The following is a 25,862-nucleotide window of genomic DNA, read 5'->3' on the forward strand; positions in this document are numbered from 1 at the left end:
CCTAAAGTGAATAGGCTTTTTTATTGGCTTGCTCCATCTTGCGACCAAACTGGGCAACAGGGAAGCATAGAGCAAAGTAGAGAAGTGCAGCGCCTAAAAAGGCTGGGATATAGTTTCCGTTGAGAGCCGACCAAGACTTAGTCACAAACATCAAGTCTACTCCAGAGATGATAGCTACGGTAGAGGTGTTCTTGATGAGGTTAACAATTTGGTTGGTCAATGGAGGGAGAATGATACGGAAGGCTTGAGGCAAGATAATCAAGCGCATGGCACTGATATAGGTAAAACCTTGCGACAAGGCGGCCTCCATCTGACCGCTAGGAATAGACTGAATCCCTGAACGAATTACCTCAGCGATATAGGCGCCGTGATAGAGTCCCACACAAAGTACAGCTGTCCAATAAATCGGAATCATGATGGTGTGTTCACTGATAAGAGGCAAACCATAAAAGACGATGACAAACTGCACCAAGAGGGGAGTATTTTGATAAAATTCCACAAAGATGCGAGCTAAAGCACGCAAGAATGGGCGTTTGCTGGTTGACATGGCTCCAAAGAAGATGCCCAAAACCATGGCGAGGATAAAGGAACCAACCGCTAGGGCAAGGGTGAAGAGGAAACCATTGAAAAATTGTCCAAAATCCTGAAAATAGGCTGTCCAAGATGATAAATCTGTCATGGGGTGTCCTCCTTAATCTGCGGTATGGCTAGATGGTTTGAGCTTGTAACGGTCATAAAGTTTCTGCAAACTACCATCCTTGCTCCATTTAGTGACCAAGGTATCAAGATAGTTGTTTAGCTCGGTATTTGATTTCTTGGTGACGATACCGTAGTCAGATGGTTTGAAACTATCATTTAGTAGTTCTGTCCGTTTGCTGATGTAGCCAGACAGGATAGAGCGGTCCACAGAAAAGGCATCAATACGGTGAGCGTGAAGGGAAGTAATCAATTCTGGGTAAGAACCAAGCTCAACGAATTTAAAGGTTAGACCTTTCTTTTTACCCAATTCAGTAATCAAGCGCTGGGTGATGGAGCCTTGGGCAACCCCAATAGTTTTACCGTTTAGGTCCTCAATGCTTTTGATGTTGGCGGATTTATTGACCAAAAAGCCAGAAGCGTCCGTATAGTAGGGACTGGTGAAGTTGTATAGTTTTTTACGTTCATCTGTGATGGTGAAGGTTGCGATATCCATGTCGACCTGTTCGTTGTCTAGTAGTGGACCGCGGGTTTGAGCGGTAACAGGAACGTAGCGAACCTTGACCTTGAGTTCGTCTGCAATCATCTTGGCTAAGTCAGTTTCGATACCAGAATAAGTACCGGTCTTGGGGTCCTTGTAGCCAAAATTAGGAACGTCTTGTTTGACACCGACAACTAGTTCGCCTCTTTTTTGAATGTCTGCGACACTGGTATCAGCCTGAACTGGTTTGGCAGCAGCAAGACCGAAAAGGCTAATTAATAATGCTGATAAAAAGAATTTCTTTTTCATAGGCGCCTCCTTATTTGACTTTATCACTTTCGTGGTTGATAATTTTGCTGAGGAATTGTTGGGCACGAGGTTCGCTTGGATTGTCGAAAAAGTCATCGACATCTGTCGTATCCACCAAAACTTCTCCGTCAGCCATAAAGATAATGCGGTCCGCAACCTCTCGAGCAAATCCCATTTCGTGGGTAACGATGATCATGTTCATCCCATCATGCGCCAGTTTTTGCATAACTGCTAGAACATCGCCGATGGTTTCAGGGTCAAGAGCAGATGTTGGCTCATCAAAGAGGAGGAGCTCCGGATGCATGGCAAGACCACGAGCAATGGCGATCCGCTGTTTTTGACCACCAGATAGCATAGCTGGATAGGAATCTTTCTTGTCCCACATGTTTACAAATTCCAGATATTTTTGGGCTATTTTTTCAGCTTCTTTTTTATCAATTCCTAGAACTTTTATAGGTGCAAGTGTCACGTTTTCTAACACTGTTTTGTGTGGATAAAGGTTAAAATGTTGAAAAACCATGCCGACTTCCTTACGAAGAGGAACCAGATCTTTCTGGCTAGCACCTGCTACTTGGTGTCCATTGACTAGGAGACTTCCTTTGTCAACAGCCTCTAAACCATTGATCGTACGGATGAGAGTGGACTTCCCAGAACCGGAAGGTCCAAGCAGGACAACAACTTGTCCTTTTTCAAAATGGAGATTGATGTCGCGGAGTGCGTGATAGTCTCCGTAATATTTTTCGACGTTTTTAAATTCTACTAAAGCCATGAGAGATCTCCTTTGTGTTAGATTTTATAACATGATTCTACAATAAAAGAATGTTCTTGTCAAATCATATCTGAAAAAAATTCACTAAAATGTTATAAAAAAGCAATCTGAATAGAGAAAAAGCCTAAATCATGTTATAATGAAACGATAGAATTCTTAGAAAGAGTGGATGTTTTTTTGATAACTCCTACTTATGAATGGCAGTTTGCCCCGCAGGTTGAAGATGCGGATTTTACAAAGATAGCCAAGAAGGCTGGACTGGGTCCTGAGGTGGCTCGGTTATTATTTGAAAGAGGGATTCAGGATGAGGAAAGTCTCAAGAAGTTTTTAGAACCTTCTTTGGAGGACTTGCATGACCCCTATCTGCTCCATGATATGGACAAGGCAGTCGAACGGATTCGTCAGGCCATTGAAGAAGGGGAAAATATTCTCATTTATGGAGACTACGATGCGGATGGCATGACTTCGACTTCGATTGTGAAGGAAAGTTTGGAACAGCTTGGTGCCGAGTGTCGGGTTTACCTACCCAATCGTTTTACCGATGGCTATGGTCCCAATGCCAGTGTTTATAAATACTTTATCGAGCAAGAGGGGATTTCCTTGATTGTGACAGTGGATAATGGGGTTGCGGGTCACGAAGCCATTGAATTGGCCCAGTCTATGGGAGTGGATGTCATTGTGACCGACCACCATTCCATGCCTGAAACCCTTCCTGATGCCTATGCGATTGTTCACCCTGAGCATCCAGATGCAGATTATCCCTTCAAATATTTGGCCGGATGCGGAGTGGCTTTCAAGCTGGCTTGCGCTCTTTTAGAAGAAGTGCAAGTTGAGTTGCTCGATTTGGTAGCTATCGGTACCATTGCAGATATGGTGAGCTTGACGGATGAAAACCGTATCATGGTTCAATATGGTCTGGAAATGTTGGGACATACCCAGCGCATCGGTCTACAAGAAATGCTGGACATGGCAGGGATTGCTGCGAATGAAGTGACAGAAGAGACGGTTGGCTTCCAGATTGCTCCTCGTTTAAATGCCTTGGGGCGATTGGATGATCCCAATCCTGCCATTGATTTGCTGACTGGGTTTGACGATGAGGAAGCACATGAGATTGCCCTCATGATTCACCAGAAAAATGAAGAACGTAAGGAGATCGTTCAGTCAATCTATGAAGAAGCTAAGACCATGGTAAATCCTGAGAAGAAGGTCCAGGTTTTGGCCAAGGAAGGCTGGAATCCTGGGGTTCTGGGTATCGTGGCTGGGCGCTTGTTGGAAGAACTAGGGCAGACAGTCATTGTTCTTAATATAGAAGATGGTCGTGCCAAGGGCAGTGCTCGTAGTGTGGAAGCGGTCGATATTTTTGAAGCTCTGGATCCCCATCGAGACCTCTTTATCGCCTTTGGTGGCCATGCTGGTGCAGCTGGAATGACGCTGGAAGTGGAGAAGATTCCAGATTTATCTCAAGTCTTGGAAGACTATGTCCGTGAAAAAGGTGCAGATGCTAGTGGTAAGAATAAGTTAAATCTAGATGAAGAGTTGGATTTGGAGACTCTTAGTTTAGAAACGGTTAAAAGTTTTGAACGCTTGGCACCCTTTGGAATGGACAATCAAAAACCTGTCTTTTATATCAAGGATTTTCATGTCGAAAGTGCCCGTACTATGGGAGCGGGCAATGCCCACCTCAAACTAAAAATTTCCAAGGGTGAGGCGAGTTTTGAAGTGGTGGCCTTCGGACAAGGTAGATGGGCGATAGAGTTTGCTCAAACAAAAAACCTAGAATTGGCAGTCACCTTGTCTGTCAACCAATGGAATGGCCAAACTGCCCTCCAGTTGATGATGGTGGATGCGCGTGTGGAAGGTGTTCAACTCTTTAACATTCGTGGGAAGAACGTAGCCCTGCCAGAAGGGGTTCCAGTTTTAGATTTCTCTGGAGAGTTGCCAGATCTAGCGAATAGTGATGCTGTGGTTGTGAAAACCATTCCTGAAGATATTACCTTGCTGAAGACCATTTTTCAAGAACAGGATTTCTCAGCTGTCTATTTCAAAAATGACATTGACAAGGCCTACTATCTGACAGGTTACGGGACTAGGGAACAGTTTGCCAAATTGTACAAGACCATTTACCAGTTCCCAGAGTTTGATATTCGCTACAAGCTCAAAGATTTGGCGACTTATCTTAATATCCAACAAATCTTGCTGGTCAAGATGATCCAAGTATTTGAAGAGCTGGGCTTTGTGACGATCAAAGATGGTGTCATGACAGTCAATAAAGAAGCGCCGAAAAGGGAAATTGCTGAAAGTCAGATTTACCAAAATCTCAAACAAACCGTTAAAGACCAAGAAATGATGGCGCTGGGTACCGTGCAAGAAATGTATGATTTTTTAATGGAAAAAAGTGAATAGAGATAGAAAGAGTTGGCTTGCTGACTCTTTTTATATTCATGAATAAGCTCCAATTGGAGTCGGTTTTGTATTATAATGAGGAAAGAGGACTAGTTGGCAGATAAACTGGTCAAAGGAAAGCCTGGAGGTGTCAAATGGATAAGCAGAAGAAAAAGAGATTACGAGCGGACTATAAAAAGCAAGAAAGACAAAAATTCGAAGAAAGTTTGCCCCTGTCAAGGGAGCTCTTTTTTGACTTGTTTGACTTTTTGGATGTAGAGCTTGAATATCAAGCTTGTCAGGATGATTTTTTATTAACACGAACATTTCTAGAAGAGCACAATGTGGATGTCGAAACAGTTAGAGACTTTTTAGAAGCAAATGGAGCCTACTGTGACTGCGAAGTGCTATTCAATGTCGCGGAAAGATTTGAAGAGTGACAGGAAGCTAGTCAGAAAACATTCTTTTGAAGAGCTTGTAGTTCTCACTTGTTTGTGCATTTGAGAAGAGTTATTTATAGTTCTTTAACTGGAAACCTTCATTTTGAAAATAATCAAAAAAATGGTATAATGGTAGGAAAAGATTCGGCTGAAAGTTTTAGAACTTTTAGAATAAGAGGGTGAATTCGCCCTATAATCAAGATAAATGAAGTTTCGGAGGAAAAATGAGTAATATTAGTTTAACAACACTAGGTGGTGTACGAGAAAATGGGAAAAATATGTACATCGCTGAAATCGATGGTTCTATTTTTGTTTTGGATGCGGGGCTTAAATACCCTGAAAATGAACAACTAGGTGTTGATGTCGTCATTCCAAATATGGACTACCTTTTTGAAAATAGCGATCGTATCGCTGGGGTCTTTTTGACCCACGGACATGCGGATGCTATTGGTGCCCTGCCTTATCTTTTGGCAGAGGCTAAGGTGCCTGTGTTTGGTTCTGAGTTGACCGTTGAGTTGGCCAAACTCTTTGTCAAAGGAAATGATACGGTTAAGAAATTCAATGACTTCCATGTGATTGATGAAGATACGGAGATTGATTTTGGAGGGACTGTGGTTTCCTTCTTCCGTACAACTCACTCTATCCCAGAAAGTTTGGGAATAGTCCTAAAAACAACTGAAGGTAGCATTGTTTACACAGGGGACTTCAAGTTTGACCAGACAGCTAGCGAATCCTATGCGACGGATTTTGCTCGTTTGGCAGAGATTGGTCGTGATGGTGTCTTGGCGCTCCTCAGTGATTCAGCCAATGCTGATAGCAATATCCAGGTGGCGAGCGAGAGTGAAGTTGGGGATGAAATTACCCAGACCATTGCAGACTGGGAAGGTCGTATCATCGTTGCCGCAGTTGCCAGCAACCTTTCTCGTATCCAGCAGGTTTTTGATGCTGCAGCAGATACAGGTCGCAGAGTTGTTTTGACTGGATTTGATATTGAAAATATCGTCCGCACTGCGATTCGTCTCAAAAAATTATCTCTAGCTAATGAAAGTCTCTTGATTAAACCCAAAGAAATGTCTCGTTTTGAAGACCATGAGTTGATTATCCTTGAGACGGGCCGTATGGGTGAGCCTATTAATGGACTTCGTAAGATGTCCATTGGTCGCCACCGCTATGTGGAAATCAAAGATGGGGACTTGGTCTATATCGTAACGACTCCATCTATCGCCAAAGAAGCCGTCATGGCGCGTGTTGAAAACATGATCTACCAAGCTGGTGGTGTGGTGAAACTCATTACCCAAAGCTTGCGAGTATCCGGACACGGGAATGCGCGTGATTTGCAGTTGATGATCAATCTTCTGCAGCCAAACTACCTCTTCCCTATCCAAGGAGAGTACCGTGAGTTAGATGCGCATGCCAAGGCTGCCATGGCGGTTGGAATGTTGCCAGAACGCATTTTCATCCCTAAAAAGGGAACGACCATGTCTTATGAACATGGAGACTTTGTCCCAGCTGGAGCAGTTTCCGCAGGTGATGTCTTGATTGACGGAAATGCCATCGGGGATGTTGGAAATGTGGTCCTTCGTGACCGTAAGGTCTTGTCAGAGGATGGGATCTTTATCGTGGCAATCACTGTCAACCGTCGTGAGAAAAAAATTGTGGCCAAGGCCCGTGTTCATACGCGTGGATTTGTTTACCTCAAGAAGAGCCGTGATATTCTCCGTGAAAGTTCAGAATTGATTAACCAAACGGTAGAAGAGTATCTTCAAGGTGATGACTTTGACTGGGCAGATCTCAAAGGCAAGGTTCGTGACAATCTGACCAAGTACCTCTTTGATCAAACCAAGCGTCGTCCAGCAATCTTGCCAGTCGTAATGGAAGCAAAATAATAAGCAGCATACCTACAGAAAAAGTCGAAATTCGGCTTTTTCTTATAGAATAGTAAAAGGAAACAACCATGGCAGTTATGAATATTGAGTATTACTCAGAAGTTTTGGATATGGAGTGGGGCGTTACCGTACTCTATCCAGATGCTAGTCGGGTGACTGAACCAGATTGCACAGATATTCCTGTTCTTTATCTTTTGCACGGAATGTCAGGAAACCAAAATAGCTGGCTCAAACGTACCAATGTCGAGCGCTTGTTGCGTGGAACCAATCTTATTGTCATCATGCCCAATACTAGCAATGGCTGGTACACAGATACTCAGTATGGCTATAACTACTATACTGCTCTAGCAGAAGAGTTACCTCAGGTCATGAAACGCTTCTTTCCCAATATGACCAGCAAGCGAGAAAAGACCTTTATAGCAGGCCTCTCCATGGGAGGATATGGTTCCTTCAAACTCGCTCTATCGACAAATCGTTTTTCTCATGCGGCTAGTTTTTCTGGTGCGCTCAGTTTTCAGGAATTTTCTCCTGAAAGTCAGGATCTGGGATCGCTTGCCTACTGGCGAGGAGTTTTTGGAGAGATTAAAGACTGGACAGCTAGTCCTCATTCGCTGGAATATATCTCTGCGAAATCGGATAAAAAGACCAAGCTATGGGCTTGGTGTGGGGAGCAAGACTATCTCTACTCTGCCAATAACCTCGCAGTGAAAAACCTCAAAAAGCTTGGTTTTGAGGTGACCTATAGTCACAGTCCAGGTAAGCACGAGTGGTACTACTGGGAAAAACAATTGGAACGTTTTTTGGCTACTCTACCAATTGACTTTGTCTTGGAAGAACGCTTATCTTAGTTTTAGGTTTCTTTCAGCTTTCTTCAGTAAAATAGAGAATCTATCTTGATCAAGGAGAATGTGATTTCAAGATAGGTTCTTATTTTTATGAAAGGTGGGGCGTCATGTTCTGGATTATTCGATTATTGTTCCGATTTCTGTTGGGAATTTGGCGTTTCTTCTGGCGTCTGGTTTGGACTGTGGTCATTCTACTGCTCATTGCCTTTGGAGTGGTTTGGTATCTGACAGGTGATTTTCATTCTGCGGTCAATCAGGTTGAAAAAATGAGCAAGATTGGTCAAGGTGGCTGGAATCAATGGAAGGAGACGGGAACGCTGGAAGTCTTGTCTCAGACAGACAGTCACCAACATGCAGAAGGCAAGTGGGCTCAGGCCTCAGCTCGCATCTATATTGAACCTCAAATGGATGAGATCTTCCAAGGTGCCTATGCAGAAGCCATAAAAAACTGGAATCAAACGGGAGCCTTCACCTTTGAGGTGGTTGCGGATCCTAGCCAGGCAGATATTGTGGCAAGTGAGATGAATGATGGATCGACCGCTGTAGCTGGTCAAGCCGAGAGTCAAACCAATTTGTTAACCAAACAATTTATATCTGTAACGGTTCGCCTGAATCACTATTATCTATCCAATCCAAACTATGGTTATTCTTATGAACGGATCGTGCACACGGCGGAGCACGAGCTGGGGCATGCCATCGGTTTGGATCATACCAACGAAACTTCTGTCATGCAGCCAGCAGGTTCTTACTATGGGATTCAGCCTCAGGATGTGAAGGCTGTTCAAGAACTCTATACCAGAAGCGACTAGATGAAGTCGGTGCAATCTGAAATGAAATCAAAGCTCCTCCATCAAGTGATTGGTGGGGCTTTTTGTTCGTCCTGTTACGGCCTTTTTGTTATAATGGAACTATGAATAACTTGATCAAATCAAAACTAGAGCTCTTGCCGACCAGCCCTGGTTGTTACATTCACAAGGATAAAAATGGCACCATTATCTATGTAGGAAAGGCTAAAAATCTGCGTAACCGCGTGCGGTCTTATTTCCGTGGAAGTCATGATACCAAGACGGAGGCTCTGGTGTCTGAAATTGTGGATTTTGAATTTATCGTCACTGAGTCCAATATTGAGGCACTTCTCCTAGAAATCAACCTGATTAAGGAAAATAAGCCCAAGTACAATATTATGCTCAAGGATGATAAGTCCTATCCCTTCATCAAAATCACCAATGAGCGTTATCCTCGCTTGATTATCACCCGTCAGGTCAAAAAGGACGGAGGTCTTTATTTTGGACCTTATCCTGATGTGGGAGCGGCCAATGAAATCAAGCGACTACTGGATCGGATTTTTCCTTTTCGGAAATGTACCAACCCGCCGTCTAAGGTTTGTTTTTACTACCATATCGGCCAATGTATGGCCCACACCATCTGTCAGAAAGATGAGGCTTATTTCAAGTCCATGGCTCAGGAGGTTTCTGATTTCCTAAAAGGACAGGATGACAAAATCATCGATGACCTCAAGGGGAAGATGGCATCCGCAGCTCAAAGTATGGAGTTTGAACGTGCGGCGGAATACCGTGACCTGATTCAGGCGATTGGAACACTTCGGACCAAGCAAAGGGTCATGGCTAAAGATTTGCAAAATCGGGACGTCTTTGGCTACTATGTGGATAAGGGCTGGATGTGTGTTCAGGTTTTCTTTGTCCGTCAGGGAAAACTCATCGAGCGGGATGTCAATCTTTTCCCCTACTACAATGATCCAGATGAGGACTTCTTGACCTACGTGGGACAATTCTATCAAGAAAAATCTCACCTGGTTCCCAATGAAGTATTGATTCCGCAGGATATTGACGAAGAAGCCGTCAAGGCCTTGGTGGATACCAAGATTCTCAAACCCCAACGTGGGGAAAAAAAACAACTGGTCAATCTAGCCATCAAAAATGCCCGTGTTAGTCTGGAGCAGAAGTTCAATCTGCTAGAAAAATCAGTCGAAAAGACCCAAGGAGCTATTGAAAATCTGGGACGCTTGCTCCAAATCCCGACCCCAGTCCGTATCGAGTCCTTTGATAACTCTAATATCATGGGAACCAGTCCTGTTTCAGCTATGGTGGTCTTTGTCAATGGCAAACCGAGTAAAAAAGACTACCGAAAGTACAAGATAAAAACGGTTGTTGGCCCAGATGACTATGCTAGTATGCGAGAGGTTATTCGCAGACGTTATGGCCGAGTTCAACGTGATGGTTTAACCCCGCCAGATTTGATTGTGATTGATGGGGGACAAGGTCAAGTCAATATCGCAAAGCAAGTCATCCAAGAAGAGCTAGGTTTGGATATCCCAATTGCAGGTCTGCAAAAGAATGACAAGCACCAAACCCATGAACTGCTCTTTGGAGATCCACTGGAAGTGGTGGAGTTGTCTCGCAATTCTCAAGAATTCTTTCTCCTCCAACGCATCCAGGATGAGGTGCACCGCTTTGCTATCACCTTCCACCGCCAACTGCGCTCAAAAAATTCCTTTTCTTCACAACTGGATGGGATTGACGGTCTGGGACCTAAACGCAAACAGAATCTCATGAAGCATTTTAAATCTCTCACTAAAATCAAGGAAGCTAGTGTGGATGAAATTGTCGAAGTGGGTGTGCCAAGAGCAGTCGCAGAAGATGTGAAAAGAAAGTTGAACCCTCAGGAAGAAGTGGAATTGGCTCAAGTGGCGGAAGAAAGAGTGGACTACCAAACAAAAGGAGATTATGATGAACCATAAAATCGCAATTTTATCAGATATTCATGGAAATGTGACTGCCTTAGAAGCAGTGATTGCAGATGCTAAAGCACAAGGAGTCAGTGAATACTGGCTCATGGGAGACATTTTCCTCCCTGGTCCAGGTGCAAATGACTTGGTCGCTCTGTTAAAGGAACTTTCTATCACTACAAGTGTTCGAGGCAATTGGGATGATTGTGTCCTTGAGGCTTTAGATGGGCAATATGGCTTGGAAGACCCACAGGAAGTCCAGCTCTTGCGTATGACGCAGTATTTGATGGAGCGAATGGATCCTGCAACGATTGACTGGCTACGAAGCTTACCTATGCTAGAAAAGAGAGAAGTTGACGGACTGCGTTTTTCTCTTTCTCATAATTTGCCAAATAAGAACTATGGTGGTGACTTGCTAGTTGAGAATGATACAGAGAAATTTGACCAACTCCTAGATGATGAAGTTGATGTGGCAGTCTATGGTCATGTTCACAAGCAGTTGCTTCGTTATGGCAGTCAAGGGCAACAAATCATCAATCCAGGGTCGATTGGCATGCCCTATTTTAATTGGGAGGCGTTAAAAAATCACCGTGCTCAGTATGCTGTGATAGAAGTAGAATATGGGGAATTAGTAAACATTCTATTCCGAAAAGTTGCTTATGACTATGAAGCAGAGTTAGAATTGGCCAAGTCCAAGGGGCTTCCTTTTATCGAAATGTATGAAGAACTACGCCGAGATGACAACTATCGGGGGCACAATCTAGAACTCTTAGCTAGTTTAATTGAAAAGCATGGGTATGTTGAGGATGTGAAGAAATTTTTGGAGGCTATAAAGTCAGAATATAAGGTAGACTAGTTTCTTAAAACCCCTGAAAATTAGTTGGAACTGGATGAGGAAAAATCTGATTTTAATGATAAGTTTAAATCCAGGACTTCATCCGTGTTCCAATTTCTTTCTATGAAAAATCTCTGCAAGCTCTTTCAAAATATGGTAGAATGGATGCAGTAGAATTAGAAAAGGAAATCGATTATGAAATTTCTTGAATTAAATAAAAAACGTCATGCGACTAAGCATTTTACTGATAAACCGGTAGATCCCAAAGATGTGCGTACGGCTATCGAAATCGCAACCTTGGCCCCAAGTGCCCACAACAGCCAGCCATGGAAGTTTGTGGTTGTTCGTGAGAAAAATGCTGAATTGGCAAAATTGGCTTATGGTTCGAACTTTGAGCAGGTATCAGCAGCACCTGTAACCATTGCCTTGTTTACCGACACAGATTTGGCTAAACGTGCTCGTAAGATTGCCCGAGTTGGCGGCGCTAATAACTTCTCTGAAGAGCAACTTCAATATTTTATGAAGAATCTGCCAGCTGAATTTGCGCGTTACAGTGAACAACAAGTCAGCGACTACCTAGCCCTCAATGCAGGTTTGGTTGCCATGAACTTGGTTCTTGCTCTGACAGACCAAGGAATCGGTTCTAACATTATTCTTGGATTTGACAAATCAAAAGCCAACGAAGTTTTGGACATTGAAGACCGATTCCGTCCAGAACTCTTGATCACAGTTGGATACACAGATGAGAAATTGGAACCAAGCTACCGCTTGCCAGTAGATGAAATTATCGAGAAGAGATAGGAAGAAAAAATGACAGTTATTGATTTTACAGCAGAAGTAGAAAAACGCAAAGAAGACCTCTTGGCTGACTTGTTTAGCCTTTTGGAAATCAACTCAGAACGTGATGACAGCAAAGCCGATGCTGAGCATCCATTTGGACCTGGTCCAGTAAAAGCCTTGGAAAAATTCCTTGAAATCGCAGACCGTGATGGCTATCCAACTAAAAATGTTGATAACTACGCAGGACATTTTGAGTTTGGTGAAGGAGAAGAAGTTCTCGGAATCTTTGCTCACATGGACGTGGTGCCAGCTGGTAGCGGTTGGGACACGGACCCTTATACACCAACTATCAAAGACGGTCGCCTTTATGCGCGTGGAGCTTCAGACGACAAGGGGCCTACAACAGCTTGTTACTATGGTTTGAAAATCATCAAAGAATTGGGGCTTCCAACTTCTAAAAAAGTTCGTTTCATCGTCGGAACAGATGAAGAATCAGGCTGGGCAGACATGGACTATTACTTTGAGCACGTAGGACTTGCAAAACCAGACTTCGGTTTCTCTCCAGACGCTGAGTTCCCAATCATCAATGGTGAAAAAGGAAATATCACGGAATACCTCCATTTTGCAGGTGAAAATACAGGTGCTGCTCGTCTTCACAGTTTCACAGGTGGATTGCGTGAAAACATGGTACCTGAATCAGCAACAGCAGTCGTTTCAGGTGACTTGGCTGACTTGCAAGGGAAACTAGATGCCTTTGTTGCAGAACACACACTCAGAGGAGAAATCAAAGAAGAATCTGGCAAATACAAGGTGACCATCATTGGTAAATCAGCCCATGGTGCTATGCCTGCTTCAGGTGTCAATGGTGCGACCTACCTGGCACTCTTCCTCAGCCAGTTCGACTTTGCTGGACCTGCAAAAGACTATCTTGACATCGCTGGTAAGATTCTCTTGAATGACCATGAGGGTGAAAATCTCAAGGTTGCTCATGTAGATGAAAAGATGGGTTCCCTTTCTATGAATGCGGGTGTCTTCCGCTTTGACGAAGCAAGTGCTGACAATACCATTGCCCTTAACTTCCGTTATCCAAAAGGAACAAGCCCAGAGCAGATCCAGTCAATCCTTGAAAACTTGCCAGTTGCTTTTGTTAGCCTTTCTGAACACGGTCACACACCTCACTACGTGCCAATGGAAGATCCGCTTGTGCAAACCTTGTTGAATGTCTATGAAAAACAAACTGGTCTTAAAGGTCACGAGCAAGTCATCGGTGGTGGTACCTTTGGTCGCTTGCTGGAACGTGGGGTTGCCTACGGTGCTATGTTCCCAGACTCAATCGATACCATGCACCAAGCCAATGAATTTATCGCCTTGGACGATCTCTTCCGAGCAGCAGCAATCTATGCAGAAGCTATTTATGAATTGATCAAATAATACTCAATGAAAATCAAAAAGCAAACTAGGAAGCTAACCGCAGACTGTACTTGAGTACGGCAAGGTGAAGCTGACGTGGTTTGAATTTGATTTTCGAAGAGTATAAAACGATAGAAGTCTGAGATTTTAATCTTGGACTTCTTTTTGGAGGGTAAACAGATGTCTCAAATTGAAAGAATCAAGCAAGCCATTATGGCGGATCCGCAGAATACCAGCTATACAGAACGCGGAATTGAACCTCTCTTTGCGGCGCCAAAGACTGCCCGCATCAATATTGTCGGTCAGGCTCCTGGGCTTAAAACGCAAGAAGCTGGGATTTATTGGAAGGATAAGAGTGGCGATCGCTTGCGTGAGTGGCTAGGTGTAGATGAAGATACCTTTTACAATTCGGGCTTGTTTGCAGTTATTCCCATGGACTTTTATTTCCCAGGACATGGAAAATCGGGCGACCTTCCCCCCCGTAAAGGCTTTGCCGAAAAATGGCACCCACAACTCTTGCAAGAATTGCCCAATATCCAATTAACTCTCTTGATTGGGCAATATGCCCAAGCCTATTATTTACATGAGAAAATCAGTGGCAAGGTGACCGACCGTGTGCATCGGTTTAAGGATTATTTGCCTGATTATTTCCCTTTGGTGCATCCGTCACCTCGTAATCAAATCTGGATGGCTAAGAATCCTTGGTTTGAGTCAGAAGTAGTGCCAGATTTGAAAAATAGAATTCAAAAGATTCTTGGAGAAACAAAATGAAAGAAATTACTTTTAACGATTTTTACCAGTTTTATCAGAAAGGGTCCCTTTCAGTCTTAGACGTGAGAGAAGTAGAAGAGTTCGAGACGCTTCATTTAGAAGGTGCTCAGAACCTACCACTTAGTCAATTGGCTGATACTTATGATCAATTGGACAAGGACCTCTTGTATTATGTCATTTGCAAATCTGGGGTGAGGTCAGCGCGTGCTTGTCAATTTCTAGCTGAACAGGGTTATGACGTTATCAATGTCCAAGGTGGAATGATGACCTTTGAAAATCTTTAAACCTCTATGGTGATAGATCCTAATCTTCCCTTGCTCGGTTCCAACTGAGTGAGGGATTTTGTTTTTAGATAATTCTTATTTTTAAAAATATTGAAAACATTCAATGATTAATTTTGGATACTTTTTTCAAAGTCCTAATCATGGTATACTAGGTCAGTATTTTAGAAATATGAAGGAGATTATTATGGCTAAAAAAGGTGCCCTAACAGGCTTGCTCCTGTTTGGAATATTTTTTGGTGCGGGGAACTTGATCTTTCCGCCCTCTCTAGGTGCCCTATCTGGAGAACAGTTTCTTCCTGCCATCGCAGGTTTTGTCTTTTCAGGTGTCGGTATTGCCGTCTTGACACTTATTATTGGAACGCTAAACCCGAAAGGATACATTCACGAGATTTCTAAGAAAATCTCACCTTGGTTTGCGACGCTTTATCTTGCAGTCCTCTATCTATCGATTGGCCCCTTCTTTGCCATTCCACGTACAGCCACAACAGCTTACGAAGTTGGGATTAGTCCCCTCTTATCCGAAGCAAACAAAGGCCTAGGATTGATTATCTTTACCGTGCTGTACTTTGCAGCGGCTTATTTGATTTCACTTAATCCATCAAAGATTTTGGATCGAATTGGACGTATCTTAACGCCAGTCTTTGCTTTGTTGATCGTTATCTTGGTTGTACTAGGTGCCTTCAAATACGGTGGAACAAGTCCTCAAACTGCGTCAGCTGCTTATCAAGCTTCTGCTTTTGGGACAGGTTTCCTAGAAGGTTATAACACTTTGGATGCCCTTGCCTCAGTGGCTTTCAGTGTGATTGCTGTTCAAACCTTGAAACAACTTGGATTCTCCAGTAAGAAAGAATACATTTCAACTATTTGGGTGGTTGGTATCGTTGTAGCTCTTGCTTTCAGCGCTCTTTACATTGGTTTAGGATTCCTTGGAAATCACTTCCCAGTACCAGCAGAAGTGATGAAGGGTGGAACACCAGGTGTTTATATCTTGTCGCAAGCAACTCAGGAAATCTTTGGTTCAACAGCTCAATTCTTCCTTGCTGTTATGGTAACTGTAACCTGCTTCACAACGACAGTTGGATTGATTGTGTCGACAGCAGAGTTCTTTAACGGACGTTTCCCACAAATCAGCTACAAGGTCTATGCCACTGCCTTTACCTTGATTGGATTTGCTATTGCAAATCTTGGACTTGATGCAATCATTAAGTATTCAGTGCCAGTACTGGTAATATTGTACCCAATCACCATCGCCATTGTGATGATTGTGATTGTTAATAAGTTTGTAGCCCTATCAAAACCGGGCATGCAGTTAACTATTGGGCTTGTTACAGCTATTGCTCTTGCAAGCGTCCTTGGAAGTTCCTTTAAGATTGAGTTTCTAGAAAATCTGATTAATGCCCTTCCGTTTGCGTCAGCCTCTCTTCCATGGCTAGTGCCAGCTATTGTCGGAATCTTGCTTTCATTGGTTCTACCAAACAAACAAGAGAGTGATGTTTTTGAGATGGAATAAAAAAATTCTTGGTCATCGACCAAGAATTTTTTGTATGAGCACGACTCATTAGTTGGTTTGTTCAATATAACCAGCCTCTTTAAGCATTTTTCTAGTTTTTAGAAAACTTACACGGCTTCCAGAGCCAGAAACTTCATTTGGCATTGCTTTTTTCATCTCTTCGAGATTCACAACAGTCATGTCAACCTCCATGCTATGGATGACTTTTCCATCTTTGAATTCGATATTTTGTGTAATGCCTTTAAGTCCTTCCTCCTTTTTATAAGTTTTCACGATAAGTTCTTTAATCTCTTCTGCTGACTTGTCCAGTATTTCAGGGTCAAAAACATTATAGACTTCTTGTTTTACAACATCATCCCCCTTAACAGTGTATGTCAAGGTAGAAGTTCTTCCGGGATTGCTATTGTGAACAAAAATGTAGTTTTTTGTCTCATCTTTCTTTTCAGATGATTGTTGACTGCTTTGTTTGGTCTCGCTTGACTGAGTTGTTGTGTCTTCTTTGGTACTGCTGCTAGCAGGTGTAGAAGCTTGTTTGGAACATCCAAGCAGGAGGACAAGTGAAGTCACTAGGGCTAGTGAAGTTTTAACATAAGTTTTCATAGAATTTCCTTTCATAATCAAAGTATTTTGTATTATAACATGATTCTACTACAAAATCAACTAGACCTCCCCTCTCATCTGACTTGACATGACAATGAACAGAAACTAGTCTGACGATTAAAGTTTTGTCTCTATTTGTTTCAAAAATCTTTTATCATATGGCTTTATAAGGGTGTGAAGTTTTAAATGCACTTTTTATGGGATTTGGAGGAATCTATTGAACTCATCGGTTAGGGATGTAACAAAATACCCCAAGAGTCAGAGTTGTGTCTAACTTTTGGGGTGGACCTACACTAGTCTATATGAAATTTTGGGAGATTAGTTCGTCTTCTCTGTGAATCCCATTTTTTCCAGTGCTTTTTTAGAATTTGAGAAACTGACACGATTACCGATACCAGAATATTCTTCAGGAAGTGCTTTTCTAAGTTCGCTAATGCTTGCAACTGAGAAGTCAACTTCTAGATCTTGAACAACTTTTCCATCTTTGATTTCAATCGTTTGTTTAACACCTTTGAGTCCATTATAACCTTTGTACTTTTCTTCGATAAAACTCTTGACATCTTCTGGAGTTGCACCAAGGATTTCAGGATCAGCAATGTTATTAGCTGATTGCTTGATAACATTGTCGCCTTCTACAGTATAAACCAAGGTAGAAGTGATTCCAGAATTATTTTTGTTTACAAAGGTATGTGTCTTAGTTGTTTCTTTCTTTTCAGATGATTGTTGGCTGCTTTGTTTGCTCTCACTTGACTGAGTTGTTGTGTCTTCTTTGGTACTGCTGTTGGTAGGTGTTGATGCTTGTTTGGAACATCCGAGCAGGAGGACAAGTGAAGCCACAAGGGCTAGTGATACTTTAAAGTATGATTTCATATTTTTTACTTTCCTTTCATAATCAAAGTATTTGTATTATAACATGGATCTATAGTGAAAGCAACTAAACACAGTTTTTCTCCTTTTGAGAAGGAGTCTGACTAGAAAAATGTTATAATGGTAGGAAAGAGGTGAAGAAATGAATCAGACTATAAACTATATCAAAGAACTAACCGCTATTGCATCTCCAACAGGATTTACTCGTGAGATCTCAGACTATCTAGTCCATACTTTAGAAGAGCTTGGTTACCAGCCTGTTCGTACAGCCAAGGGTGGTGTCAATGTTACTATTAAAGGTCAAAATGATGACCAACACCGCTATGTGACTGCCCATGTGGATACGCTGGGTGCTATTGTCCGTGCAGTCAAACCAGATGGCCGTCTCAAATTAGATCGTATCGGTGGTTTCCCTTGGAACATGATTGAGGGAGAAAACTGTACCGTTCATGTGGCTAGCACAGGTCAAACGGTATCTGGAACCATCCTCATCCACCAGACTTCTTGCCATGTCTACAAAGATGCAGGAACTGCTGAACGCACTCAGGACAATATGGAAGTGCGTTTGGACGAAAAAGTAACCAATGAAAAGGAAACGCGCGCCTTGGGCATCGAGGTTGGCGACTTTATCAGTTTTGACCCGCGAACTGTCGTGACAGAGACTGGTTTTATTAAGTCTCGCCACTTGGATGACAAGGTCAGCGCAGCAATTTTGCTCAATCTTCTTCGTGTTTATAAGGAAGAGGGGATTGCATTGCCAGTAACAACTCATTTTGCTTTTTCAGTCTTCGAAGAGGTGGGCCACGGTGCTAACTCCAATATTCCAACTCAAGTGGTGGAATATCTAGCTGTCGATATGGGGGCAATGGGAGATGACCAGCAGACGGATGAGTATACAGTTTCTATCTGTGTCAAGGACGCTTCAGGTCCCTATCACTATGACTTCCGTCAACATTTAGTAGCTTTGGCGAAGGAGCAAGATATTCCATTTAAGCTCGACATTTATCCATTTTACGGTTCGGATGCTTCCGCAGCTATGTCAGCAGGAGCAGAGGTTAAGCATGCCCTCCTTGGAGCTGGTATTGAATCCAGTCACTCTTACGAACGAACACACATTGATTCGGTCGTGGCGACTGAGCGTATGGTTGATGCCTATCTCAAGAGTGCATTGGTAGACTAATATGTGCTTGATTTGTCAAAGAATTGAATGGATCAAGGCAGGGGAAAATCCTTACTTTGTAAAAGAACTAGAAACAGGCTATGTTGTCATTGGAGACCATCAATACTTTAAGGGCTATACCTTATTTCTAGCAAAAGAGCATGTCACAGAACTTCACCATATGGAGACTTCTGAAAAACTGCGTTTTCTAGAGGAAATGAGTTTGGTCCAAGAATCTGTTGCCAAAGCGTTTAAAGCTGAAAAGATGAATATTGAACTCCTAGGAAATGGAGATGCCCACGCTCATTGGCATCTTTTTCCGCGAAGAGCAGGTGATATGAAGAGTCATGGATTGAATGGCCGTGGGCCAGTCTGGTGGGTGCCCTGGGAAGAAATGGCGGCAGAAGATTGCCAAGTACAATCGCCAGAGCTGGAAGAGATGATTAAAATCTTATCTCATGAATTGGAGAAGCATTTGGCCTAAGAGAGAGGAAGAAAGAAATGAAAAAAAGATATGTCATTTTATCTGGTTTACTAGCATTGACTCTTGCAGCTTGTTCGCAAGAAAAAACCAAAGTTGAAGAAAATACTCAAAAGACGGAGCAAAGCAGTCAACCGGAAGGAACTGTAGGAAGCAAATCCCAAGCCTCTAGTCAGAAGAAGGCAGAAGTTGTCAATAAGGGAGACTACTATAGTATTCAAGGGAAGTACGATGAAATCGTCATAGCTAATAAGCACTATCCTTTGTCAAAAGACTATAATCCAGGAGAAAATCCAACAGCTAAAGCAGAGTTGCTGAAGCTCATTGCAGCAATGCAAGCGGCTGGCTACCCAATCAGCGATCACTACAGTGGTTTTAGAAGTTATGAAACTCAAACCAAACTTTATCAAGACTATGTGAATCAAGATGGTAAGGAAGCTGCTGATCGCTACTCAGCTCGCCCAGGTTATAGTGAACACCAAACAGGTCTTGCATTTGACCTTATTGGGACAGATGGAGATTTAGTTACTGAAGAAAAGGCGGCCCAGTGGCTCTTGGATCATGCGGCTGACTATGGCTTTGTTGTTCGCTATCTCAAAGGCAAGGAAAAAGAGACTGGCTACATGGCGGAAGAATGGCATCTTCGCTACGTCGGAAAAGAAGCCAAAGAAATTGCTGCAAGTGGTCTCAGTTTGGAAGAGTACTATGGCTTTGAAGGCGGAGATTACGTCGATTAAAAACGAAAGTTTTCTCTTGCATTTTTAGATAAATAGTGTATAATGGAAAGGTATGTGTAAAGCATACTTGTGGGAGGTAAAAATCTCTAATTACCGCCAAAACCACAAAGGAGGATTTAAAAATGGCTAAAAAAGTCGAAAAACTTGTAAAATTGCAAATCCCTGCTGGTAAAGCTACACCAGCTCCACCAGTTGGACCTGCTCTTGGTCAAGCTGGTATCAACATCATGGGATTCACAAAAGAGTTCAACGCTCGTACAGCTGACCAAGCTGGTATGATCATTCCAGTTGTTATCTCAGTATACGAAGACAAATCATTTACTTTCGTTACAAAAACACCACCAGCTGCTGTTCTTTTGAAAAAAGCTGCAGGTGTTGAAAAAGGATCAGGTACACCTAACAAAACTAAAGTTGCTACAGTTACTCGTGCACAAGTACAAGAAATTGCAGAAACTAAGATGCCAGATTTGAACGCAGCAAACATTGAGTCTGCAATGCGTATGATCGAAGGTACTGCTCGTTCTATGGGATTCACTGTTGTTGACTAATCAATAACACCCCCAATATAACCCGCAAGACTTCATCATTTCGAGAAGTGACGTGGGAGATGAAAATCGATTGAACCACTTACAAGGAGAATAGAAAATGGCTAAAAAAAGCAAACAACTTCGTGCTGCTCTTGAAAAAATCGACAGCACAAAAGCATACAGTGTAGAAGAAGCTGTAGCACTTGCAAAAGAAACTAACTTTGCAAAATTTGACGCAACTGTAGAAGTTGCTTACAACTTGAACATCGACGTTAAAAAAGCTGACCAACAAATCCGTGGCGCAATGGTATTGCCAAACGGTACTGGTAAAACTTCACGCGTTCTTGTTTTCGCACGTGGTGCAAAAGCTGAAGAAGCAAAAGCTGCTGGTGCAGACTTTGTTGGTGAAGATGACCTTGTTGCGAAAATCAACGACGGTTGGTTGGACTTCGACGTAGTTATCGCTACACCTGACATGATGGCTCTTGTTGGACGTCTTGGACGTGTCCTTGGACCACGTAACTTGATGCCAAACCCTAAAACTGGTACTGTAACAATGGATGTTGCTAAAGCAGTTGAAGAGTCTAAAGGTGGTAAAATCACTTACCGTGCTGACCGTGCAGGTAACGTTCAAGCAATCATCGGTAAAGTATCATTTGAAGCTGAAAAATTGGTTGAAAACTTCAAAGCTTTCAACGAAACAATTCAAAAAGCAAAACCAGCTACAGCTAAAGGAACTTACGTAACAAACTTGACAATCACAACTACTCAAGGTGTTGGTATCAAGGTTGATGTAAACTCACTTTAATTAACAGATTTTTAAAAACGAGTACGAATGTGCTCGTTTTTTAGGTACAACGAGCATTCCGTTCATCTGAGGTGTAAGTCCTCTGTGGCTACCATATACTAGTAAACCCAAAAGTGATTCCCAAGCCTGACTATTGTGAGTAGCTGATCGAACGGCATTAGGATAGACTGTTTAAGTCTGACGTTGGAAATAAGAATCGACAGAGAAAGAGATAGAGAAATCTTGGCTATACGAATAGGCATGTGATAGTAAAGCGTATATAGCGGATAAGGAGGCCAGCAACTCTAAAGTACAAATATGTAGCCGTAACCTATATGCGTAAACTACGTGAGCAATTGAATTCGAACTTGAGGGGTGATTAATAGATTTATGCTATAGTCATGGCAGTTTGTATGCTTTTGATTCTAGTTTATCAAATAATAGATTAGAATTGTCAGATAATATAATTTTATGTTATAATGAAGAAAAAATAGAGGTGTTCAAATGTCAGAAGCAGGTCATAAGTTTTTAGCAAAACTGGGGAAAAAACGCTTACGTCCAGGTGGAAAACGTGCTACAGATTGGTTGATTGCGGAAGGAGGATTTTCAAAAGAAAAGAGAATACTAGAAGTTGCGTGCAATAGGGGAACTACAGCAATTGAGTTGGCACAGCGTTTTGGTTGTAAGATAACTGCTGTTGATATGGATGGACAAGCCTTAGAAGTGGCTAAAAAATCTGCTGAAACGGCAGGTGTTGGTCATTTGATCAGATTTGAAAGAGCAAATGCAATGAAACTTCCTTATGGAGATGCTAGTTTTGATATTGTTATAAATGAAGCTATGCTGACTATGCAAGCCGATCAAGCTAAGAAAAAATGTGTAATGGAGTATCTAAGGGTTTTAAAACCTGAAGGTCTTCTTTTGACACATGATGTGCTTCTTAAGGAAGCTAAAGAGTCTGTCAGACAGGAATTGTCACAAGCAATTCATGTAAATGTAGGTCCTTTAACTCAAGATGGTTGGGAACAGGTGATGATAGAATCAGGTTATCGTGATGTGAAAATATTGACTGGTGAAATGACATTAATGAAATTATCAGGTATGATTTATGACGAAGGTTGGCTAGGAACTTTGAAAATTTGCGTAAATGCTTGTAAAAAGGAGAATAGAAAGCAGTTTTTAACTATGTATAAAATGTTTGCTAAGAATAAACAGAAATTGGGCTTTATTGCTATGGCTAGTTATAAATCGTCAAATCGTTAGATAATTATTGAAGTTAACTTTTCCTTTTTTCTTTCTTAAAAAATATGCTATAATAGAGAGTAAAAAACTTTGAAAGAAAGAAAAAGATGAATTTAAAAGATTATATCGCAACGATTGAAAACTATCCTAAAGAAGGCATCACCTTCCGTGATATCAGCCCTTTGATGGCAGATGGAAATGCATATAGCTACGCTGTTCGTGAAATTGTTCAGTATGCAACCGATAAAAAAATCGACATGATCGTGGGTCCAGAGGCTCGTGGATTTATTGTTGGCTGCCCAGTTGCTTTTGAGTTGGGAATTGGCTTTGCACCTGTTCGTAAACCAGGGAAATTACCACGTGAAGTGATTTCTGCTGACTATGAGAAAGAGTACGGTATTGATACCTTGACCATGCATGCTGATGCGATCAAGCCAGGCCAACGTGTTCTCATCGTAGATGATCTTTTGGCAACAGGCGGAACTGTCAAGGCAACGATTGAGATGATTGAAAGACTTGGTGGAGTTGTAGCCGGTTGTGCTTTCTTGATTGAGTTGGATGAGCTTAAAGGCCGTGAAAAAATCGGAGATTACGATTACAAGGTACTTATGCATTATTAATGAAAAACAGTCCTTGGGGCTGTTTTCTCTTCATCTGCTATATAAATTAACTATAGCTAGTTAGAGAAAAACTATAATTGAAAACTATATCTTCATACAGTATAATAAAGGGAAGAAGTATTTGGAGGTTTTTACTTTCAAACAGACAAGATCATTCCCGAAATAGAGAACTGTTAGGAGGGTATTATGCCGATTCGCATTGATAAAAAATTACCAGCTGTGGAGATTTTAAGGACAGAAAATATCTTTGTTATGGACGACCAACGGGCCGCTCATCAGGATATTCGCCCCTTGAAGATTTTGATTTTAAATCTCATGCCTCAAAAGATGGTAACAGAAACGCAACTCTTACGGCATTTGGCTAATACCCCTTTGCAATTAGATATTGATTTCTTATATATGGAAACACATCGTTCCAAGACAACTCGTGCCGAACATATGGAAACCTTCTATAAGACCTTTCCAGAGGTCAAGGATGACTTTTTTGATGGAATGATTATTACAGGAGCACCAGTCGAGCATTTGCCTTTTGAAGAGGTGGACTACTGGGAGGAATTCAAACAGGTCATCGAATGGTCCAAGACGCATGTTTTTTCAACCCTCCATATCTGTTGGGGAGCACAAGCAGGTCTTTATGTTCGCTATGGCGTTGAAAAGCACCAGATGGATCGGAAACTATCAGGCATTTATCCACAGGACACCTTGAAAGAAGGGCACCTTCTTTTTAGAGGTTTTGATGATCGCTATGTAGCTCCTCATTCTCGTCATACAGAGATTTTAAAAGAAGAAATCTTAAACAAGACCAATCTGGAGATTCTGTCAGAAGGTCCTGAGGTTGGGGTTTCTATCCTAGCTAGTCGAGATTTGCGTGAGATTTATAGTTTTGGTCATTTGGAGTACGATCGTGACACTTTGGCAAGAGAGTATTTTCGTGATTATGAGGCGGGACTCGACCCTCATATCCCAGAGAACTACTTTAAAAATGATGATGTAAATGAGACGCCCTGTCTCTGTTGGTCTTCATCAGCTGCCCTCTTTTTCAGCAATTGGGTAAACTATGCAGTTTATCAAGAAACCCCTTTTGACTGGAGAAAGGTAGAGGATGATGCGGCTGCATTTGGATATCTATAAGAGGAATTATGACATATTTTGACGCTTTTAAATCAGGGAACTTGGTTTTACCAAGTGCCCTGCTCTTGCATTTTAAGGAACTCTTTCCTTCCAGCGAAGATTTTCTCGTCTGGCAATTTTTCTATTTACAAAATACCACAGCCCTAGGAGATGTTTCACCTAGTCAGATTGCTGAAATCATTGGGAAAGAGGTTGCAGATGTCAACCAATCCATTTCAAATTTGACTGAAAATGGTTTGCTACAATATCGGACCATTGAACTAAATGGGGAAATTGAGCTCATCTTTGATGCTAGTTTGGCTTTTGAACGCTTGGATAGCTTGCTAGACAGCCAAACTCCAGCTACAACAGCCCCAAACCCGCAGAATCAGTTGAAGGATCTGGTTGAAACTTTTCAGCAGGAATTGGGACGCTTATTAACACCATTTGAAATCGAAGACCTTTCTAAGACTGTCAAAGAAGACGGAGTTAAGGCGGATTTGATCAAGGAAGCTCTCCGAGAGGCTGTTCTCAATGGCAAGCCAAACTGGAAATATATTCAGGCAATCCTACGAAACTGGCGCCATGAAGGCATCCAGTCTGTTGCCCAAGTAGAGGCCAAACGAGCAGAGCGAGAAGCCAACAATCCCAAACAAGTTCAGGCTTCGGCTGATTTCCTCGATGCCATGAATTTGTGGCAAGATTAGCCGCTTGAAAAATCTTGAAAATTAGAGTAAGGTTTGCAAGCTCCTTATAAATATGATAGAATAATAGTGAATAAAATGAAAAAAGAGGTATGTGAAATGTCACGTAAACCATTTATCGCTGGTAACTGGAAAATGAACAAAAATCCAGAAGAAGCAAAAGCATTCGTTGAGGCCGTTGCATCAAAACTTCCTTCATCAGACCTTGTTGAAGCAGGTATCGCAGCTCCTGCAGTTGATTTGACAGCTGTTCTTGCTGCTGCTAAAGGTTCAAACCTTAAAGTTGCTGCTCAAAACTGCTACTTTGAAAATGCAGGTGCGTTCACTGGTGAAACAAGCCCACAAGTTTTGAAAGAAATCGGTACTGACTACGTTGTTATCGGTCACTCAGAACGTCGTGACTACTTCCATGAAACTGACGAAGATATCAACAAAAAAGCAAAAGCAATCTTTGCAAACGGTATGCTTCCAATCATCTGTTGTGGTGAGTCACTTGAAACTTACGAAGCTGGTAAAGCTGCTGAATTCGTAGGTGCTCAAGTTTCAGCTGCTCTTGCTGGATTGACTGCAGAACAAGTTGCTGCATCCGTTATCGCTTATGAGCCAATCTGGGCTATCGGTACTGGTAAATCAGCTTCACAAGACGATGCACAAAAAATGTGTAAAGTTGTTCGCGACGTTGTAGCTGCTGACTTTGGTCAAGAAGTTGCAGAAAAAGTTCGTGTTCAATACGGTGGTTCTGTTAAACCTGAAAACGTTGCTTCATACATGGCTTGCCCAGACGTTGACGGTGCCCTTGTAGGTGGTGCGTCACTTGAAGCTGAAAGCTTCTTGGCATTGCTTGATTTTGTAAAATAATTTAAGTTATTCCAGACAGTCTTCTA

Annotated in this window: 27 protein-coding genes; 22 read left to right on the plus strand and 5 right to left on the minus strand. The window is 42.1% G+C overall.

Translation table 11 applies throughout. The features are described from left to right. Nucleotide 1 precedes the first annotated feature (1 nt). From AB2B49_RS02240 to AB2B49_RS02250, 3 genes are read right to left on the minus strand one after another with little or no spacing between them, the layout of a single operon-like run. Nucleotides 2–679 (minus strand): amino acid ABC transporter permease, encoded by a 678-nt coding sequence (locus tag AB2B49_RS02240; RefSeq protein WP_049505255.1) that lies wholly within the window; start codon nt 677–679, stop codon nt 2–4. Nucleotides 680–691: 12 nt separating this feature from the next. Next, nucleotides 692–1,486 (minus strand): transporter substrate-binding domain-containing protein, encoded by a 795-nt coding sequence (locus tag AB2B49_RS02245; protein ID WP_049505254.1) that lies wholly within the window; start codon nt 1,484–1,486, stop codon nt 692–694. A 10-nt stretch (nt 1,487–1,496) separates the two neighbouring features. Beyond that, nucleotides 1,497–2,255 (minus strand): amino acid ABC transporter ATP-binding protein, encoded by a 759-nt coding sequence (locus AB2B49_RS02250; protein WP_049505253.1) that lies wholly within the window; start codon nt 2,253–2,255, stop codon nt 1,497–1,499. Nucleotides 2,256–2,432: 177 nt separating this feature from the next. On the opposite strand from AB2B49_RS02250, the gene recJ reads away from it, so the two are divergent. The 12 genes from recJ (at nt 2,433) to brnQ (ending at nt 16,144) form a co-directional block, all read left to right on the plus strand. Next, entirely contained in the window at nt 2,433–4,658 is a 2,226-nt protein-coding gene (gene recJ, locus AB2B49_RS02255) for a single-stranded-DNA-specific exonuclease RecJ (protein ID WP_049505270.1), read from the plus strand. Nucleotides 4,659–4,792: 134 nt separating this feature from the next. Continuing rightward, nucleotides 4,793–5,077: a DUF2695 domain-containing protein gene (locus AB2B49_RS02260; RefSeq protein WP_049505252.1), complete on the plus strand. Its 285-nt coding sequence runs from the start codon at nt 4,793–4,795 to the stop codon at nt 5,075–5,077. A gap of 224 nt (nt 5,078–5,301) precedes the next feature. Beyond that, complete coding sequence (locus AB2B49_RS02265; RefSeq protein WP_049505251.1) at nt 5,302–6,963, plus strand: ribonuclease J; 1,662 nt, start codon at nt 5,302–5,304, stop codon at nt 6,961–6,963. Between the two features lie 68 nt (nt 6,964–7,031). Continuing rightward, nucleotides 7,032–7,811, plus strand: coding sequence for an alpha/beta hydrolase (locus AB2B49_RS02270; protein ID WP_049505250.1), 780 nt, complete (start codon nt 7,032–7,034; stop codon nt 7,809–7,811). Between the two features lie 104 nt (nt 7,812–7,915). Next, entirely contained in the window at nt 7,916–8,617 is a 702-nt protein-coding gene (locus AB2B49_RS02275) for a M57 family metalloprotease (protein ID WP_320691883.1), read from the plus strand. A 101-nt stretch (nt 8,618–8,718) separates the two neighbouring features. Continuing rightward, the gene (gene uvrC / locus AB2B49_RS02280) at nt 8,719–10,566 is read left to right on the plus strand and encodes an excinuclease ABC subunit UvrC (protein WP_001061160.1); all 1,848 of its coding nucleotides are present in this window, start codon (nt 8,719–8,721) and stop codon (nt 10,564–10,566) included. Next, nucleotides 10,556–11,410, plus strand: coding sequence for a metallophosphoesterase family protein (locus AB2B49_RS02285; protein WP_001015771.1), 855 nt, complete (start codon nt 10,556–10,558; stop codon nt 11,408–11,410). Before uvrC ends, AB2B49_RS02285 begins: the two co-directional genes overlap by 11 nt. Nucleotides 11,411–11,584: 174 nt before the next feature. Further along, nucleotides 11,585–12,190 carry a nitroreductase family protein gene (locus tag AB2B49_RS02290; RefSeq protein ID WP_000670151.1) on the plus strand — a complete coding sequence of 202 codons (606 nt, stop codon included), beginning with the start codon at nt 11,585–11,587 and terminating at the stop codon, nt 12,188–12,190. 9 nt (nt 12,191–12,199) lie between these two features. Then, complete coding sequence (pepV, locus tag AB2B49_RS02295; RefSeq protein ID WP_070569161.1) at nt 12,200–13,600, plus strand: dipeptidase PepV; 1,401 nt, start codon at nt 12,200–12,202, stop codon at nt 13,598–13,600. Between the two features lie 159 nt (nt 13,601–13,759). Further along, nucleotides 13,760–14,350 carry a uracil-DNA glycosylase family protein gene (locus AB2B49_RS02300; RefSeq protein ID WP_320691884.1) on the plus strand — a complete coding sequence of 197 codons (591 nt, stop codon included), beginning with the start codon at nt 13,760–13,762 and terminating at the stop codon, nt 14,348–14,350. Continuing rightward, nucleotides 14,347–14,634, plus strand: coding sequence for a rhodanese-like domain-containing protein (locus AB2B49_RS02305; protein ID WP_000659164.1), 288 nt, complete (start codon nt 14,347–14,349; stop codon nt 14,632–14,634). Before AB2B49_RS02300 ends, AB2B49_RS02305 begins: the two co-directional genes overlap by 4 nt. 184 nt (nt 14,635–14,818) lie before the next feature. Further along, complete coding sequence (gene brnQ, locus AB2B49_RS02310; RefSeq protein WP_049505245.1) at nt 14,819–16,144, plus strand: branched-chain amino acid transport system II carrier protein; 1,326 nt, start codon at nt 14,819–14,821, stop codon at nt 16,142–16,144. Nucleotides 16,145–16,192: 48 nt separating this feature from the next. Here the strand turns inward: brnQ and AB2B49_RS02315 are convergent, their stop codons facing one another. Then, nucleotides 16,193–16,744, minus strand: coding sequence for a DUF1307 domain-containing protein (locus AB2B49_RS02315; protein WP_000861107.1), 552 nt, complete (start codon nt 16,742–16,744; stop codon nt 16,193–16,195). A gap of 318 nt (nt 16,745–17,062) precedes the next feature. Next, complete coding sequence (locus AB2B49_RS02320) at nt 17,063–17,614, minus strand: DUF1307 domain-containing protein (protein ID WP_049505244.1); 552 nt, start codon at nt 17,612–17,614, stop codon at nt 17,063–17,065. A 139-nt stretch (nt 17,615–17,753) separates the two neighbouring features. On the opposite strand from AB2B49_RS02320, the gene AB2B49_RS02325 reads away from it, so the two are divergent. The 10 genes from AB2B49_RS02325 (at nt 17,754) to tpiA (ending at nt 25,836) form a co-directional block, all read left to right on the plus strand. Beyond that, nucleotides 17,754–18,791 carry a M42 family metallopeptidase gene (locus AB2B49_RS02325; RefSeq protein ID WP_049505243.1) on the plus strand — a complete coding sequence of 346 codons (1,038 nt, stop codon included), beginning with the start codon at nt 17,754–17,756 and terminating at the stop codon, nt 18,789–18,791. Between the two features lies 1 nt (nt 18,792). Further along, entirely contained in the window at nt 18,793–19,254 is a 462-nt protein-coding gene (locus AB2B49_RS02330) for an HIT family protein (protein ID WP_049505242.1), read from the plus strand. A 17-nt stretch (nt 19,255–19,271) separates the two neighbouring features. After that, on the plus strand, nt 19,272–19,988 hold the full coding sequence (gene ldcB / locus AB2B49_RS02335) for an LD-carboxypeptidase LdcB/DacB (RefSeq protein WP_049505241.1): 717 nt from the start codon (nt 19,272–19,274) through the stop codon (nt 19,986–19,988). A gap of 122 nt (nt 19,989–20,110) precedes the next feature. Further along, a complete protein-coding gene (rplK, locus tag AB2B49_RS02340; protein ID WP_001085808.1) occupies nt 20,111–20,536 on the plus strand; it encodes a 50S ribosomal protein L11 in 426 nt (141 codons plus the stop codon). A 97-nt stretch (nt 20,537–20,633) separates the two neighbouring features. Continuing rightward, entirely contained in the window at nt 20,634–21,323 is a 690-nt protein-coding gene (gene rplA, locus AB2B49_RS02345; RefSeq protein WP_001085675.1) for a 50S ribosomal protein L1, read from the plus strand. Between the two features lie 483 nt (nt 21,324–21,806). Beyond that, entirely contained in the window at nt 21,807–22,565 is a 759-nt protein-coding gene (locus tag AB2B49_RS02350) for a class I SAM-dependent methyltransferase (protein WP_001287239.1), read from the plus strand. 86 nt (nt 22,566–22,651) lie between these two features. After that, nucleotides 22,652–23,164, plus strand: coding sequence for an adenine phosphoribosyltransferase (locus AB2B49_RS02355; RefSeq protein ID WP_001049316.1), 513 nt, complete (start codon nt 22,652–22,654; stop codon nt 23,162–23,164). 186 nt (nt 23,165–23,350) lie between these two features. Beyond that, nucleotides 23,351–24,295, plus strand: coding sequence for a homoserine O-acetyltransferase MetA (gene metA, locus AB2B49_RS02360; protein WP_001122729.1), 945 nt, complete (start codon nt 23,351–23,353; stop codon nt 24,293–24,295). Between the two features lie 8 nt (nt 24,296–24,303). Continuing rightward, nucleotides 24,304–24,981, plus strand: coding sequence for a DnaD domain-containing protein (locus tag AB2B49_RS02365; RefSeq protein WP_049505240.1), 678 nt, complete (start codon nt 24,304–24,306; stop codon nt 24,979–24,981). Nucleotides 24,982–25,077: 96 nt separating this feature from the next. Beyond that, nucleotides 25,078–25,836, plus strand: a complete 759-nt coding sequence (gene tpiA / locus AB2B49_RS02370; protein ID WP_049505239.1) for a triose-phosphate isomerase — start codon at nt 25,078–25,080, stop codon at nt 25,834–25,836. Nucleotides 25,837–25,862: the final 26 nt, after the last annotated feature.

This window comes from Streptococcus jiangnanensis (assembly GCF_040888325.1).
GTDB classification, from domain to species: Bacteria; Bacillota; Bacilli; order Lactobacillales; family Streptococcaceae; genus Streptococcus; species Streptococcus jiangnanensis.